The sequence below is a fragment of the Acinetobacter gyllenbergii genome, assembly GCF_001682515.1.
Classification (GTDB): Bacteria; Pseudomonadota; Gammaproteobacteria; order Pseudomonadales; family Moraxellaceae; genus Acinetobacter; species Acinetobacter gyllenbergii.
Genome location: NZ_KV575261.1, coordinates 630,351 through 647,188 on the forward strand (window position 1 = coordinate 630,351; position 16,838 = coordinate 647,188).

Here is a 16,838-nt window from a genome sequence, read left to right on the forward strand (position 1 = left end):
TGAAGAGAGTCCTCACAGGCATTGTTGCTATAACCCTAAACACATATATTTAATAGTCATAAACTCTTCTAAACCGTATTTTGAACCTTCACGGCCAACACCAGATTGCTTAACGCCACCAAATGGCACCACTTCATTGGAAATCGCGGTTGAGTTCATCCCGACCATGCCATATTCCAGCTGTTCAGCGACACGCCAAATCCGTGAAATGTTTTCGCTATACACATAAGCGGCCAAACCAAATATGGTATCGTTGGCTTGCGCTACCACATCGGCTTCCTCAGTAAAGCGAATCAACGGTGCCACAGGCCCAAAAATTTCTTCCTGAACAATATCCATCTCACGAGACACATCAGTTAAAACTGTCGGTTCAAAGAAGGTCTGACCCAAAGAATGCTGTTGACCACCACAAGCGACTTTTGCACCTTTGCCACAGGCATCATCAATCAATTGTTTTGCTTTCAGTACCGCCTTGTCATTGATTAACGGTCCGATCTGTACATTCTGTTCCAGACCATTGCCGATTTTGAATTTCTGTACCTCTTGCACAAATTTCTCGGTAAATGCTTGATAAACCTTGTCATGCACATAGATTCGATTAGCGCAGACACAGGTTTGACCTGCATTGCGGAACTTGGCAAAGATTGCACCTTGTACCGCTTTATCCAGATCTGCATCATCAAATACGATCAATGGTGCATTGCCACCCAGTTCCAACGCCAACTTCTTAATGGTGCCTGAGCATTGCTGCATCAATAAACGCCCCACTGGTGTAGAACCGGTAAAGGTCAATTTTTTGACTTTTTCATGGCTGCTAAAGACCGAACCAATGTCTTGTGATTTGCCTGTAACAACATTAATGACACCCGCTGGGATGCCAGCCATTTCCGCCAGTTTGGCAAGCGCAAGTGCGCAATACGGCGTTTCATTGGCAGGCTTAATTACGATGGTACAGCCCGCAGCTAACGCAGGTGCTGCTTTACGGGTAATCATCGCAATCGGGAAATTCCACGGCGTAATCGCAGCCACCACACCGACAGGTTCTTTGGTGATAATAAAACGCTGTTGGCTATTGGTGGTTGGAATCACATCGCCATAAACACGCTTGCCTTCTTCGGCAAACCATTGAATAAATGAAGCCGCATATTTCACTTCACCCAAAGCTTCAGCTAAGGGTTTACCTTGTTCAATGGTCATGATTCGCGCCAGTTCATCGGCATGTGACAAAACCAATTGATACCAAGCCAATAACAGGTCTGCACGTTTTTGTGCAGTCAAGCCTTTCCATTCAGCTAAAGCCTGATACGCCACTTCGACTGCTTCGGTGGCTTCGTCTGCCCCCATATTGGGAATAACGCCAATTTCTTCACCTGTTGCAGGGTTGGTCACAGCAATGGTGGCATCGGATTGTGCACTCACCCATTGACCATTGATCAGTCCGCGTTGTTGAAATAACGGACTTGCTTGCAAACTTGACATGTCATGTTCCTATCGATTGAAAGCAAGGTACGGCCTGATCACCGCACCTTAAATTATCTGATGCCTGAGACAGAATTACTTGTGATGTTGCGCAACCAGATTCTGGAAATAAGCAATACCATGTTCACTGATTCCCGAACGTTGCTTGTCGGTCATGATACGCCCCTGACCACGATAACCCCGTGATTTTAAACCACGTTGTACACTTTCAACCAGTTCAAGATCTTCAGGGCGGAAGACATTGCGATACCATTCAATCAAATCTTTCTGATCTTGGGTCAACTCTTCATTGGTAAAGAAAATGTCATAGTGCTGCAAAGTAGTTTCCGCATCCATCGGGAACTCATAAATCACGGTCATGAAGTTTGCACCCGGTGGTACGTTAAACATGGTGCACGGCCACGTCCAGAAACCACTAAAGGTCGGGTCTTTAACCGATGGATCAAGCTTGAATGATTTTTCTGAAGAACGTGCATAACCATATTGCAGCGTCCAGTTTTGATGCGTGGTGTGCCAGTATTTATCCACCTGTACTGAATCAGCAAAACCCGGATGTGCTGGACCACAGTGATAACATTCTAAATAGTTATCCACGATTACTTTCCAGTTGGCAGGTGTTTCCGTGACGAAACGTGCAGCCAGTTTCAAGTCTTTGATGACTGCACAAGCTTCATTCAGTTTTTGTGCAAACTCAGGCAACTGATCTTCAACACAAGTGGCATTTTCATCCATATTGATAAAGACAAAACCGCCATATTCTTCCACTTTTAATGGCACCATGCTGGAGTTTTGCTTGTCGAAAGACTCAACATGATCACAGTTACGTGCCAATGCCAAACTACCATCCAGCTTAAACGTCCATGCATGATACGGACAGGTAATCACGTTTTTCGCTTTACCACTACCACTTAACAATTCATGACCACGATGCGGACAGACATTATAAAAGGCACGTAATACGCTATCTTTGCCACGAATCACGATAATATTTTCACCAATTACCTTACGGGTAATATAGTCATTCGCTTGGGCAACTTCACTGCCATGTGCCACGCAAATCCAGCTTTTCGCAAAAATTTCTTCTTTTTCACGCTCAAATACCTGAGATGAGGTATAGAACACTTTTGGAAAGGTCCATGCCACATCTGGGTTTGAACAGAAATCTTCTGGTAATTTTTCAACTGCATTCATGGTTTTACTCCATTAAACTGTTTTGTCCTAACGACCGTTTTATCAAAATTGGCTGATGTTCAAATCACTTGAACATTTGCTTTAACGAACTCAGCATGTGCTGATATAAATCCTGCACTACAGGACAGTCCCGTACTAAACGTAAACTGCCATGCAGTAATCCTTTGCCGAGATAAAACTCGGCGGCAATATTGGCTTGCTTTAACTTGTCCACAAAAATACGTCCGTCATCACTTAGTGGATCGTATTCAGCCACCGCAACAAAGCTACGTGGCATATCACTGAACTCTTCTGCCAACAGCGGTGCTAAACGTGTGTCCTGCCAATCGCTTGTATTCGGTGCATATTCCTTCAGGTAATAATGCATTTCCTCGAGTGTCAATAACGGCGCCTGTGCATGCTGCTCGCAAGACGCGGTATCAAAACTGCTGCCCAAACAGGGATAAATCAAGGCCAAACCACAGGCCTGCACACCTGTATGCTGTAGCTGAACTGCCAGTGCTGCAGCTAAATTGCCGCCTGCACTATCTCCTGCTAAGGCAATCTGCGTTGGATCAATGTTCCAGTCTGCGCCATGCTCACGTAGCCATTGATAGACCGTTTCACAGTCTTCATAAGCGGCTGGAAAATGATGTTCTGGCACCAACCGATAATCCACACTCAGGACTGCAACATTCAGATCACGACATAAATAGCGAGTGATAAATTCATGTGAATCCAGATTTCCCAGCATCCAGCCACCACCGTGAATAAACAGCACGCAAGGCCAACCAGCAACAGGGGCCTCACCCAAGGGTGAATACAACCGAACATTGACGGGATGGGTGGCATGCACAACGGTTTTATCTTCAATCTTCACCGTACCATCGCGAGGTAAAGTGTAGTGCTGGCACATGGCATCATAGGCTGCACGAATTGAATCAATATCGTTATCCGCTGCTGAATAAATGCTGCACCAGTACACCAGACTTTGCATTTCTTCACTTAATTCATAGCGCATGTTCGGTTGCTGTGTCATGACAATTCCTTTTGACTACTTTTATGTGCCAGTGCGGTTGCCGCAATATCAATCTGCATCTGTTGATTTGGGTCAGTATGCTCAAGCGCTTCCAAGTCATTAAAGCTATTCTGCTCGATCAAATGCGATGGCACTTTGGAATAATCCTCAATCAACCATTTCACCAAGCCATAGGTCTGTACCAGAATAATCACAATAAACGGTAAGGCAGTCACAATGGTGGCAGTTTTCATGGTATCTAAAGGTGCTTTAGAGAAAATCATCGCAATCGGCACTAGAGTTAACATCAGACACCAAAACAAACGCGCATTCGGAGATGGATCTTGCCCTTCACTTAGGCCACGGGTACAGGTTGCAGAAACCGCATAGCCCACCGCATCCATATGTGCTGCAAGGAAAATCACCATAATGCCAAGGAACAACCACATCATCAGCTTACCTGCTGGCAATAAACCGAGCAGTTGACCAATCGCCACTTCACCGCCCTGTTGGCTCAAGATTTGCGGCACATTGACCATGCCGTGAATGAAGCTGTGAACGCTGTAATTTTCAAACACCCCAAAGATGAACCATAAACCAACGCTACCGCCGATGACCATGGCAAGAATCACTTCTTTAATGGTGCGTCCTTTAGATACACGAGTCACAAACAACGCCACACCAGGTGCATAAGAAATCCACCATAACCAATAAAATACAGTCCATTCACGGGTGAACTTTCCATCGCCCATCGGATCGGTAAACAGACTCATATCGACAAAGTTGGTCGCCATCAGGCCAAAGCTCATCAATGAATTATTCATAATGAATTGAGTTGGTCCAAAGCACAGCACATAGATCGCAAACAGCACCACGCCCAAACACACCATATGACTCAAACGCTGCATGCCTTTATCCATACCAACATAAGAGCTGAGTGCGAATAGTACCGACACCGCCAAGATAATGATGACTTTGGTCATGAAGGTATTCGGAATACCCGTGAGTTGCGACAGAATGTTGGTAAAAGTGACCGCTGTCAGTACCAGTGAAATGGTCAAAGCACCAAACATACACAGCAAAAACATCAAGTCGACCACACGTCCAACGGGACCTGTCGCTTTAAAGCCAGTGACCGCTTCGACCATTGAGGCTAAGCTCAGGCCTTTATTCTTTCTGACATGGTAGCTGTAACACAGTGAAATCGATGCCAAGGCATAAATCGACCACGCACTTAGACCAGAGTGAAAGAAGGAATAAGCCACACTGTATTTCAGGGCTTCTGCCGATTCAGGGGCTAAATTCAAACCCGGGGTCTGATAATAATAGGCCCAGTCTAAAAAGCCCCAATACAGGGTTGAAGATCCAATCCCCGACAAAATGAACATGAAAATCCATGACATGGTGCTGTATTGGGGCTTCCCCTCACCAAGCTTGATTTTGCCGTATTTACTAAAGGCCAAACCGAAGGTAAAAATAATTGATAAAAAAGCAAATAATAGGACTGGCGTGGTAAACACCGACGTGGTCCACTGCATCCATTTTGCAGCCAGTTGTATTGATTCAGAGGAGTAGATTGCTAACCCAGCCACCGAAATAAATACAACGGCAAGACTGGTGATCGCAAGCGTCTTATCTGTATAAGGCTTTGTAATTTGATTATCCATATCTATTCAATCCATCTCGGATAGTGACTATTCCCTCAGGGGTACTTACTCCATCGCGAATAAATCCATTTTTTGCTGAGTCACACAGGATGCAATCGCATCACCCACTTCATAAGTCTTGGCAGTACCACCGACATCAGGCGTTTTCGGGCCATGTACCAACACATGCTCAATCGCCTGCATAATCTCTTGTCCTGCCTGAATCACCTGCTCATCTCCATCTGCCAAGAAATCCAGCATCATGGCACCCGACCAGATCGCCGCAATTGGGTTGGCAATTTGTTGTCCGTAAATATCTGGTGCTGAACCATGTACAGGTTCAAATAGCGAAGGAAACTTACGTTCAGGGTTGAGGTTGGCTGAAGCCGCCAAACCAATGGTGCCGGTACATGCAGGGCCTAAATCCGACAAGATGTCACCAAATAAATTCGATGCCACCACCACATCAAAACGCTCAGGCTGTAAGACAAAACGTGCCGCTAAAATATCAACATGTTGCTTATCTGCCTTGATCTGCGGATAATTTTTGGCCATTGCATCGACACGTTCATCCCAATACGGCATGCTGACTGCAATACCATTAGATTTGGTTGCAGCCGTGATTTTTTTAGCCTCACGCTGATCCGCAAATTCAAACGCATATTTTAAAATACGATCGACACCATGACGGGTAAACACCGCTTCCTGCAACACAAACTCACGATCGGTGCCTTCAAAAGCTTTACCACCAATCGCTGAATATTCACCTTCGCTGTTTTCACGTACCACATAAAAATCGATATCGCCGGGTTGTTTGCCAGCAAGTGGGCATTTCACCCCAGGCATTAACCGAACAGGGCGTAAATTCACATACTGATCAAAACGACGACGGAACTGCAGCAATGATCCCCATAGTGAAATGTGATCAGGCACCTTTTCAGGCCATCCCACCGCACCAAAGAAGATTGCATCATATTCCTGCAGGACCTCAAACCAGTTATCCGGCATCATTTTGCCGTGTTCAAGGTAGTAATCACAGCTGGCCCAATCGAAGCTATCCATTTGAACTTGAATGCCATATTTGTCTGCTGCTGCCTTTACAACCTTGATGCCTTCTGGTAGAACTTCTAAACCAATCCCATCACCCGCAATCGTGGCAACTTTATACTTTTTTGCCATAACGCTCCCTTACACCTTTGGTTAATATCCTTAGCTGTAAACATGCTGTTTTCAGCAACAATGATCAATAAGAAAACTATCACCCCAATGGACACGGATCGTGAATAATCTACCTAACCTATCGGATTTAAAGGTTTTTTGCACAGTCGCAAAACGCAAGAGTTTTGTCGATTCAGCTGAGGAGCTGGGTGCTTCACCTGCATTTATCAGTAAACGCATCAACATTTTAGAAACCAACCTAAATTGCAAACTGTTCCATCGCAGCACCCGCCATGTCAGTTTGACCGAAGATGGCAAACTGATTTTGGATCGAGTCTCGAATATTCTGGATGAGTTTGATGAAATCAGTGAGCTGGTGAATAACCCCTTAAGCACGCCCACAGGTCATCTCGACATTGTCAGCAGCTTTGGTTTTGGCCGTAAACATGTTGCGCCCATCTTGTCTAAATTGATGACCATGTATCCCAAACTGGAAATTCAATTCGATACCATCGACAACACCAAAGACCTGATTCAACATAGCATTGATCTAGATATTCGCATTGGCAACGACATTGCCCCGAATATGATCGCGAAAAAACTGGTCTCAAATTTTCGAATTTTCTGCGCAGCACCCAGTTATCTGTTAAAACATGGCATGCCTGAAAGTCTGGAAGATTTACGCAACCACGATTGCCTGACCATCAGTGAGCGTGACCAATCCTCAGTATTATGGAAATTACGTCATCCTTCGGAAGATCGGTCGGTACATGTCACGCCGCGCTTTATCTCCAATAATGGCGAGATTATTCATCAACTGGCCATTGAAGGACATGGCATTATCTTACGTTCAATCTGGGATGTCGCCGATGAACTAATTAGCGGTGAATTGCAGCATATCTTGCCTGAATACTGGCAAGATGCCGATGTTTGGGCAGTGTATCCTTCGCGCTTAAAAAGCTCGTCTAAACTACAGACCTGTATCTTGTTTATTCAGAATGAATTGATCAACCGCTTACAACATGTTCAGAATCTGACTCGAGGTCAGTTGATCCAGCCGATTGAGCCAATCAATCCGAATACGGAAAAAGTCTTTTTATAATCGCGATAAGCTGCCTGCTTTCTTTTTTCACCAACATCATGCACATTAGCGAGATCATGAATCAGCAGGCAGCCTATGAGCACGGCAATATTTGTCCTTATTTTAATCGCAGCGGTATGCCATGCCACATGGAATGCCATTGTAAAAGCAGGGACAAATAAGTTTTTAACCACGGTATTGGTCACTGCATCAGCAGCAGTTTTAGCAGCGCTGCTCTTGCCCTTCTTCCCAATGCCGCACAGCGATAGCTGGCCTTATATTCTGGCTTCAACGGCAATACAAATTCTGTATTTTGGCATGGTGGCTAAAATCTATCGCGTTGCCGATATGGGGCTGACCTACCCCTTAATGCGTGGCACAGCGCCGCTGATTGTGGCAATTCTAGGTACATTTTTGCTGCATGAAAAACTACAGTTCAATGCATGGCTTGGCATCATCACCATTTCCATCGGCATTTTATCGATGATTCTGGCTGCTCCCCAAACGGGACGTAAAGGTATTGGTCTGGCTTTGCTGAATGCCGTCTTGATTGCAGGATATACCTTGCTGGATGGTCATGGGATTCGCCTGTCTGGTTCGCCAATTGCTTATATCCTGTGGAGTTTCGTGCTGTCTGGTCTGATCTTTTTTATGTTTGCATTGAGAATGCAATATCGTCAGATGGGTGCATATTTCCGTCGTAATTGGCATTTGGGCTTAATTGGTGGCATCGGTTCATTTTTCTCTTATGGTTTGGCGCTATGGGCAATGACGCTTGCACCTGTTGCGATTGTTGCCGCACTAAGAGAAACCTCAATTCTATTTGCCACACTGATCTCAATCTTTATTCTAAAAGAACGCATCAATGCGGTACGGATTATCTCCTCATGTCTCATTTTAGTTGGTGCTTTAATCTTAAGAACCGCCTAAACGAAAAAAGCCAGTCTATCGCAAACAGACTGGCTCATTTTCAACGCTGAGTTTAGAAGTAATAACCCAACGATAAATAGAACAATTTATTCCATTGATTGCTGTCACCTTGAGCAAGGCCATCCGCACCACTGCCCGTCATTGGGTCATTTCGACTCCAGATATATTCACCCTGTATGCCGACTTTTTTATAATTAAAATACAAGCCTGCAATTAAACGATCCGAATCTTGATAACCTGACTCATCTTTATAAAAACGGCTATACGAGACATAGGGTTTAATATTTTCTAACTGATGGAATGGCTTGGCAAAGGTGTAATTAATTTCATTGGCCATATATTTGCCTTTGTTGGCCACCTGATAGGGATAATCAAATGCACCAATGGTCGAACTTTTTGGTAAAAGGTCATCTGCATTTTTAATGTCCTGCTCTCCTGCCAAGAACAACCATTGCCATGCCTGATAGTTGGTGGTACTAAAAATGCTCCATGTACTACGATGCCCGTCTTTATTGGTACGATTATTTTCCAATTCCGAATACCAGTAAGAGCCGCCAATTTCCGTGGAGAAATTCTGAGATTGATCGAGCTCAAACTTTCGAGATAAGCGCGTCACCCACATATTCTTTTCATCAATATCGGTACCTTGGGTCAAATCATCGGCTCGAACAAAGTTACCGCTATAACGACTTGAATCTTTGGAGGTGCCTTTGTAATTACCACCATCAGTCGGGTAAAAACCGAGAATGAAGTTATACAGATTGTCCTTAAACTGATACTTCACTCCAAGATTTTGGATATCTTCCAGTCCAACGGTATTCAGCAAAGTTTCATAATAGCTATTACCCCAGAGTCGCCCGAAGCCAAAATCAACCGACTGAAAACCGACTGTCAGTCGTTGCTGATCTGAAAACTTATAGCCTGCCCAAGCATCTTTTAAAAAGAGTGCATCACATAAGCGGTCATATTGGTAGCAACGCACATCCATCGATGCAATCCAGTCTGGGTTTTCATAACTGAGTACCGCTTTGATATCTGCCAGTCGCCAGTCATCGTTTTTGGAACCTTCATTGGCTTCGACAATATAGTCTTTATGGATATAGCGGGTACGGATTGCGCCTGTCAGTTTCAGTTCACCCGCTTGTGTTTTCGGATCACCGATACTGAAATCGGCAGCCAAGACTGGCGTATTTGCCAAGATACCCATTGAACCCAAGAGAAATAGTGCTTTTTTCATTGTTGTACGTCCTTGTTTAACCTCATAAGAAAATGAAGAAATTCATGCAGACAAACAACGCTTAAACTATAAAGTCGGTCTTTACAGAGTGTGTTTAATGAAACAGGTTTAGAAATGCTGAAGCTATCTACACGTAAATCTAAAGGTTTAATTCATGCAATAGATAGCTTTAGCTCTTTTTTATGGTTTAGAAATTTACAGTAGAAATCTCTTCTACAACCTTTAATCCTTGCTGCGTTTTTTTAACCGAGTACATATTCAAATCCATTGATGAGGCTAAGCCAAATTGAAGCCGCGTGCTCAAAAGAATTGAAATGTTACTGCTGTCATTTATTAACTGTGGCTCGAGTATCTGTAGATGATCTGCGAACTCTTGTGCGAAAAATGAATTATTAAGCTTTGTTAGATCATTGATCTGCACATCGAATAAAATGAGTTGAGCCTCTGATTCTTCTTCCGTTTCTGAAATCCGTTTTACATGGATAATTTCTGGTTGACTGTTCTTAAACTTTTTAATTTCAACAGTATTATTACGGTCAAACAAATTGAAAGACGAAATTCCAATACCTAAACCCACCAACGTAATCAATGCTGCAAAAATCTTATGCTTAGGCCACATCTCTGGAACTTGCTGTTCTTGATCATCTTTTTTAAAATTAATCACCATTGAACCCGCAACGAAGTCATGAATGGAACGGCGGTTTTGTCGGTTAAAAATATAAAAATAAATAAGCAAAATTTGTAAGCAGGCCAACAACAGATTGAATAATTCAGATAATAGTAAAATCGGAAAATAACCACTTAATGACATAAGGCATGATGGCGCGAACAAGATGGCTGAACGAAGCAATGATGGGATTACAGCAAGATCTTTCCCATGTATGCCAGCCACTCTGATTTTTAAAAGCTGTTTGCCAAAAGTTTGTCCAGAGTGTAAATGACTGTTTAACAAACCAAAATATAAAACAACAAAGAAATATCCAATAAAAATAGATATAACTGGGAATTGATGCAAAAAATTAGATAAAAGTCGAATCGTACTCCAGCAGAAACCTCCTACCAGTAATAAATCAATAAGAAAAGCGAATGATCGACGCCAAAAACCAGCAATATAAGAAAATTTTACAGAAGACAAAACATACCCTTTATATTTAATTAAAATTTTTAACTTTAGCTATCAAACTAAAATTTCAAGATTATATAATAAATCCGAATAAAATACATTAATGAAGCATCTCACCCAAGGCTTTTATATTCAAAAACTCTTCATCTGTATATTTCATTTTAGCCAATAAATTTTGATCACTGATTTTTCGTTTATACTGTTTATATATATTAATATTATTTTTATTCAAAAATTCAACATACTCACCGCCATTTTCATTGCGATGGAATTCAGCAAAAAATAAAACTGTATAAAAATCTTGTTTTTGAGTATCACTCAAATCCTCTAGTAACACATCTACGTGATTATAGAACTCAGTATAAGTTAGGTTTCCACAAAAAATATTCTGATCAATACGACGGATTGCTTGCTGTACTTTTATATCATAGCTGAGTTCCACCACTCGCTTATTAAAATTATGGATGCATGATTTTTCCTCTAATAAAGAACAACTTGACAGAGGAACAAACATTAGAACAATGAGTAATATCTTCATGTGCTTTGGTATTTCTTTCTCTAACAGAAAATTAAACATAAAATACAATAACTTATAAAATTAATTTTCATCATTTAGCTCATCAAACTTAGTTTTTGCTTCAATATTTCTAAGAAGATGAGCTTTCCATAACTAAGCTTTAGCTTCTGCTAACACTTCAATTTTATCTCTATTTAATAAAATAGTAGATAAAGAAAATACTAGAAAAATTAAAAGAAAATTCAAAACAATCAATCCTTAAATATTTATAATTATAGGATAGCTTTCTTAATCAACTTTTGTACAGGCTATATTACTCTGGCATTTTTTATCCCAATATTCATAGCCAGTAAGATCATCGGCCGCTTTGTAATAGAGTCTAATATTGTAGATTGCATTGGTGTCGCCATTTTCTGCCATTTCCTGAATAATATCTATAGCTTTCCCAACATCTCTTTTAACACCATAGCCTTTGTAATATAAGGTAGCTAACTGAATTTTAGCAAAATCATAATCTTGTTTTGCAGAAGCATCGTACCAGTAAAAAGATGTTTTATAATTCTGCTTCACTCCCTCACCATAAAAGTACATTTGCCCCAAATTGAATTGAGCATCTGGATTTCCTAAACTAGCAGCTTTACTATAGTAAGAAAGTGCTTTATTTAAATCTTTCGCAACATATTCTCCATTGTTATACATAACACCTATAAGATTGATTGCTGGGGCATAATCGTTAGATGCTGCTTTTTTTAAGATTGAAAAAGCTTCAGCCCCATGATTACTTTCGAGTCTTAATCTACCTATATTATATACAGCAGGAGTGTAATCATTATTGCCCGCTTCAGCATATAAGCTAATTGCTTTCTTCATATCCTTGTTGACATGTAGACCATTTTCATAAAAATAGCCCATTTCATTTTTTGCAAAATCACTTTTATAATGAACCAAATTGTTAAGCGTATTATATGCTTCTTTATAATTTGATTGACTCATTTCTTTTTCATATTTTGAAATGAGTTTATTTTCTTCTACTTTAGAAATACTTCTCTCATTGTTCGAGCTACAAGCACCAGCTACAACAATAATTAAAATAAAACAAAATTGATATTTCATAAGTTTAACCGTATAAAATTTAAAGAAAAAACATCATGAATGAGCTTACAACTATCACAAAGCCAAAAAACATTGATAACTTAACATAAGACCATAATTTTTTATGTTGCTCTATCACCACCATTGCGGATTTAAAATCTAAGCCATAGAATAACCTCCTTTCTTCAAAAAAATTTTTTAAATTTTTATATGAAAACCAGAAAATAGTATTAACAAAAATAATAGCTAAAATTATCGTTTCAATATTAGCAACATTAATTTTTTTGTTTTTATACAAGTCACCATAAAAAATACTTTTTAAATCTTCATTTTTATTCACATATCTCGATGCTAATTGATGGAATATAGCCCATAGTACAATAGATATTATTAAATAAATCATTAATAATTTTTTAATGAGCATAGCATCAACTATCCAAAATATTTATAAAAGTCTAATTAAAAGGTCGCACTCAAGACAACTTATAAAAAAATTAAAAAATTTTAAAAAATTTTAAAAAAGATAATAAAATTAATTATTTAAATTCAAAAAATCATTAACTTCCACAACCCCTCTGTTATGATTAGAGTCATCTACAGCAATTTTAATACCCTCATCAGTTCTTAAAATTCTAATATTCCCATTTAAAACTTTACTATCTAGTTCCAGTAATTTTTTTTGAGCTGCACCCAATCCAAACTCTTTTGCTAAAGTATAATAAGCATATGCAAGATCAAAATCTTGCTTTACCCCATCACCTTTTTCATATAATGATGCCAAATTATAAGCAGCACGAGGTTCACTGTTTTCTATTGCTTTTTTATACCAATACACAGATTTCTCAATTGACTTATCAATAACTTCCCCCTTCTTGTACATCGCTGCAACATTAAATTGTGATGGGGCATATCCCTGCTCTGCTGCTTTTAGAGAATATTCAAAATACTTATTGAGGCTTTTTGTTCCACCTGAACCATTGTAGTAGCAGTTCGCTACATTTGCCTGAGCAAGTAGATGCCCTAGATCTGCAGCTTTTTGATAATATTCACATGCTTTCTTTAAATCCTGTTTGAGATAGAATCCATTGAAATACATAAAACCAATCGAGTTTATTGCTTCAGGTATATTTTTCTCCATAGCATTTTTATAGTATTCATATGCTTTTCTATAATCTTGCTCCACACCGATACCATGTGCATATAAACTCCCTAAATTATTTTCGGCAAAACCATTATTATTTTTAACTGCTTGCGTATACCAGTAAATTGCTTTGTTCATATCTTTTTTTTGATCTAAATATCCATTCTCATATATCACGCCCATCAAGTTTTGAGCGATAGCATCGTCTTTTCCAGCTGTAATGACTAATCCGCTAAAGAATTGTTTCTTTTCCTTTTCATCATTACGCTTCATTACCTCATTTATTTTAGATAAATCTATACTTATTTTTTTATCATGAGCTTGACCAGCCTTTACATCACACCCTGTCAAACTTAACATTAATACAAATACAGAAAACAAAAATTTCATTCTTAGTCCTATAGCCCAAGACATATTTTATGAAAAACATTAGCGAACAATTATTATATCTTTTAATTATTGTTAATTATATAAATTAACAATAAAATAAGAAACCATATGTTATAGCAATACTTTCAATTTTGATGAAAAATATTTTCGCTCTTTCTTTTCTTATCTTTTTAGCTTCTTGTGGCAATACCACCAAAGACCCTAGTTCAAATACAGAAAAAGTATATATCTATGACGAAGAAACCAATAAAAAACTTAAACAAGCAGAATACTTTATTGATAATGATCAATATGATAAGGCCTTTTCAATACTCTTGAAGCTTGCCAATCAAGGAAATCCCACTGCACAAAATGATATTGGCGCAAGCTATCAATATGGATTTAATGGTGAAACCAATGAAGAAAAAGCGATCTCTTGGTACACTTTAGCTGCTAAGCAAAATCATGCTGCATCTATACATAACTTAGGATTAATAGAATTTAATAAAGCAAAAAATGAGGAAGATTATCGAAAAGCATTGAATTTTTTCGAAAAGGCAGCAAAATTTGATTCTTATGAGGCTGTTAATTTTATTGGCATATATTATGCTAATGGTATTCTTTTTCCACAAGATTCAGTCAAAGCAGTACGAAAATTTAGGATAGCAGCGGACCATGGCAATGCCTCTGGACAATTTAATTTAGGTCAAGCTTATTATTATGGTCATGGTGTAAAAAAAGATTATAAAAAAGCCTTTGAATGGTACACAAAGTCTTCAGATCAAAACTATGAAACAGCATCAATACAGTTAGCAAATTTATACGCAAATGCTAAAGGCACATCAAAAGATTTGAACAAAGCGATTGGCTTACTCAAACCAATAGCTGAAGATGGTAATGCCACTGCTCAGTATAATTTAGCTATAGCCTATAAAGAACAAAAGAATGAAAAGGAGTTTTTACTCTGGAAAAACAAGTACGATAGAAATCCAGATAAAACAGAATAAATTTTATCATCAGAAGAATTAAAGTATATAAAATATAATTTACGACAATAAAAGTGTGATTTCATACTTTTATTTTATTCACAATTCATTGTAATACTTTAATTTATTGGTTTAATCTCTAAACGATCTAATTCTTTGCAAATATCTAACATCACTTGAAAATTATCTAAATTAGCTACAAATGGAATATATTCGAATAGATTTGCTTTTTTCATATTCTCAAGCATTTTCTGCCCACCTAATACTGCAGGTGGTTCGAACGCATAGATTTCATGGTCTTTTAGCTCACCAAAATTCGCTAAGCAACGTTCAAAAAGAAAATTTTCGTTATTATCATAAATATCAATATCTTCATTTTTCGCTCTAGTAACGATCGTTGCAAGGAAAGTCTTAACATGATCCATTTCATCGAATGAACTATGCACATCAATATTTGGATAAATTCTCAAATTTACGATATCTATTGTCAATTTTGAACTCGTTTTTTTATTCATAACGTACAAATTTCCATATGCTGACCTACCAAATACATAAAAGTCATCATGATTAGTAAAATCAGTATGTTTCAAACACAAATTCAAAATGTCAATATAGTCAGCTGGATTGACCAACCAGAAACCACCATCTTCAAAACCAGCAAAACCTAGATTATCCCAAATATAAAATAAATAGTTAGGATAAGTTTGTTGATATTGAGCTATAAATTCAGTGGTTGGTTTTCTAGCTACTTTAATATTCCTAAAGCGTATATTAAAAAAAACTAGATGATCATTAATTAGCTTGAGCATCTCATCAGATAACATTATGTATATCTCTCTAATTCCATAGTAATTTTAGTTAAGCATGCAACACTTCAACCGAGGCTTTACTATTCATCATATTGCATTATTATCTGGATGATTGATTCTATCCCATGTTTTTCCATTAAACCGAACCAAATACTTATGACTAAGAATCCAAAGTGCTCCTTCTTTTTCCTCCACAGCAATAATTCCTTGTAGGTCACTTAATTCAGGAACAATTGAGTACTCTGAATTTTCGTATTTATATAGCCCCTGCTCTGAGGCTATGTATATAATTTCTTGATAAAATGCTGTACCATAAAAAGTCGAATTTATATGTATATCCTTTAAGTTCTTGAATCCCTCATACATATTTCCTTTCAGAAGCGTACCGAATTGTCCTGAAATTAAAACATTGGTCTCGTCTGGACACAATGTTATTCCATATAAGAATGATGTAGTAAGTGTTTGAGCCTCTACCCATTCATGTCCATTAAAAAATGCAATAAATCCTTCATCACTCTTCACTCCACATATGTATATACTATTATTATCAAATCCATTGATATCATATATACATCTATCGAATGATAGATCATATTTATCTTCTAAGAATGATCTATCTATTTTTTTTACTTCAAGTGGAGCTTCTATAAACTCTAAACCAATAGGCTTCCATTGATTCTGATTATTTTTATACACTTGGCTGCCATCACCACAAGCATATAAATCACCGTTAATTATACGTATACGATTAAATTGTCCATAAATTTTATCTTCTATTTTATGTCTAATCTCTTGATGTTCATTATTATTCTTTTGAAATATGCCAACATCACCCACTTGATCAAGTGATATAATGGAAGGATGACCATCTCTGTCCTGATAAGCAACTGAAATAACTTTCCACCCCTTCAAGTCCAAACATGACCATTTTTGTTGTTCTAAATTTTTATAAATAATTATTTTACTAAAGTAATCCCATGTATCTAATTCATCAATATTTGCCGATAAACAGAAATTATTGGCACTAATTGCACACCCTGTAGTAAAAGTAATAGATCTTTTTTTCATCTCATAATACTCAG

Annotated in this window: 16 protein-coding genes; 3 read left to right on the plus strand and 13 right to left on the minus strand. The window is 38.6% G+C overall.

Annotation, left to right across the window (positions count from 1 at the left end):
• Nucleotides 1–27: 27 nt before the first annotated feature.
• From NG55_RS03155 to NG55_RS03175, 5 genes are all read right to left on the minus strand, one after another.
• Nucleotides 28–1,479, minus strand: a complete 1,452-nt coding sequence (locus NG55_RS03155; RefSeq protein ID WP_065342305.1) for an NAD-dependent succinate-semialdehyde dehydrogenase — start codon at nt 1,477–1,479, stop codon at nt 28–30.
• 75 nt (nt 1,480–1,554) lie between these two features.
• Nucleotides 1,555–2,670, minus strand: a complete 1,116-nt coding sequence (gene cntA / locus NG55_RS03160; RefSeq protein ID WP_005274384.1) for a carnitine monooxygenase subunit alpha — start codon at nt 2,668–2,670, stop codon at nt 1,555–1,557.
• Nucleotides 2,671–2,734: 64 nt separating this feature from the next.
• Nucleotides 2,735–3,688, minus strand: coding sequence for an alpha/beta hydrolase (locus tag NG55_RS03165; RefSeq protein ID WP_065342306.1), 954 nt, complete (start codon nt 3,686–3,688; stop codon nt 2,735–2,737).
• Nucleotides 3,685–5,340 (minus strand): BCCT family transporter, encoded by a 1,656-nt coding sequence (locus NG55_RS03170; RefSeq protein ID WP_171257932.1) that lies wholly within the window; start codon nt 5,338–5,340, stop codon nt 3,685–3,687. The genes NG55_RS03165 and NG55_RS03170 overlap by 4 nt, the downstream gene beginning before the upstream one ends.
• 39 nt (nt 5,341–5,379) lie before the next feature.
• Nucleotides 5,380–6,492, minus strand: a complete 1,113-nt coding sequence (locus tag NG55_RS03175) for a tartrate dehydrogenase (RefSeq protein ID WP_065342308.1) — start codon at nt 6,490–6,492, stop codon at nt 5,380–5,382.
• Nucleotides 6,493–6,592: 100 nt separating this feature from the next.
• On the opposite strand from NG55_RS03175, the gene NG55_RS03180 reads away from it, so the two are divergent.
• Nucleotides 6,593–7,573, plus strand: coding sequence for a LysR family transcriptional regulator (locus NG55_RS03180; RefSeq protein ID WP_005217117.1), 981 nt, complete (start codon nt 6,593–6,595; stop codon nt 7,571–7,573).
• A gap of 75 nt (nt 7,574–7,648) precedes the next feature.
• Entirely contained in the window at nt 7,649–8,482 is an 834-nt protein-coding gene (locus NG55_RS03185) for an EamA family transporter (RefSeq protein WP_065342309.1), read from the plus strand.
• A gap of 52 nt (nt 8,483–8,534) precedes the next feature.
• Here the strand turns inward: NG55_RS03185 and NG55_RS03190 are convergent, their stop codons facing one another.
• The 6 genes from NG55_RS03190 to NG55_RS03215 all read right to left on the minus strand — a co-directional run bounded on the left by NG55_RS03190 (nt 8,535) and on the right by NG55_RS03215 (nt 13,982).
• Nucleotides 8,535–9,719, minus strand: coding sequence for a porin (locus tag NG55_RS03190; protein WP_065342310.1), 1,185 nt, complete (start codon nt 9,717–9,719; stop codon nt 8,535–8,537).
• A 187-nt stretch (nt 9,720–9,906) separates the two neighbouring features.
• Nucleotides 9,907–10,854 (minus strand): RDD family protein, encoded by a 948-nt coding sequence (locus tag NG55_RS03195; RefSeq protein WP_065342311.1) that lies wholly within the window; start codon nt 10,852–10,854, stop codon nt 9,907–9,909.
• Nucleotides 10,855–10,942: 88 nt separating this feature from the next.
• Nucleotides 10,943–11,380 (minus strand): hypothetical protein, encoded by a 438-nt coding sequence (locus NG55_RS03200; RefSeq protein WP_228704142.1) that lies wholly within the window; start codon nt 11,378–11,380, stop codon nt 10,943–10,945.
• Between the two features lie 267 nt (nt 11,381–11,647).
• Nucleotides 11,648–12,472: a tetratricopeptide repeat protein gene (locus NG55_RS03205; RefSeq protein ID WP_065342313.1), complete on the minus strand. Its 825-nt coding sequence runs from the start codon at nt 12,470–12,472 to the stop codon at nt 11,648–11,650.
• Nucleotides 12,473–12,491: 19 nt separating this feature from the next.
• Nucleotides 12,492–12,875, minus strand: coding sequence for a hypothetical protein (locus NG55_RS03210; protein ID WP_065342314.1), 384 nt, complete (start codon nt 12,873–12,875; stop codon nt 12,492–12,494).
• A gap of 108 nt (nt 12,876–12,983) precedes the next feature.
• Nucleotides 12,984–13,982 carry a tetratricopeptide repeat protein gene (locus tag NG55_RS03215; RefSeq protein WP_065342700.1) on the minus strand — a complete coding sequence of 333 codons (999 nt, stop codon included), beginning with the start codon at nt 13,980–13,982 and terminating at the stop codon, nt 12,984–12,986.
• A gap of 134 nt (nt 13,983–14,116) precedes the next feature.
• Between NG55_RS03215 and NG55_RS03220 the strand changes: the two genes are divergently transcribed.
• Nucleotides 14,117–14,968 carry a tetratricopeptide repeat protein gene (locus NG55_RS03220; protein WP_065342315.1) on the plus strand — a complete coding sequence of 284 codons (852 nt, stop codon included), beginning with the start codon at nt 14,117–14,119 and terminating at the stop codon, nt 14,966–14,968.
• Between the two features lie 98 nt (nt 14,969–15,066).
• On the opposite strand, the gene NG55_RS03225 is transcribed toward NG55_RS03220, so the two are convergent.
• Entirely contained in the window at nt 15,067–15,771 is a 705-nt protein-coding gene (locus tag NG55_RS03225) for a GAD-like domain-containing protein (protein ID WP_065342316.1), read from the minus strand.
• A 72-nt stretch (nt 15,772–15,843) separates the two neighbouring features.
• Nucleotides 15,844–16,824 carry a hypothetical protein gene (locus NG55_RS03230; RefSeq protein WP_065342317.1) on the minus strand — a complete coding sequence of 327 codons (981 nt, stop codon included), beginning with the start codon at nt 16,822–16,824 and terminating at the stop codon, nt 15,844–15,846.
• Nucleotides 16,825–16,838: the final 14 nt, after the last annotated feature.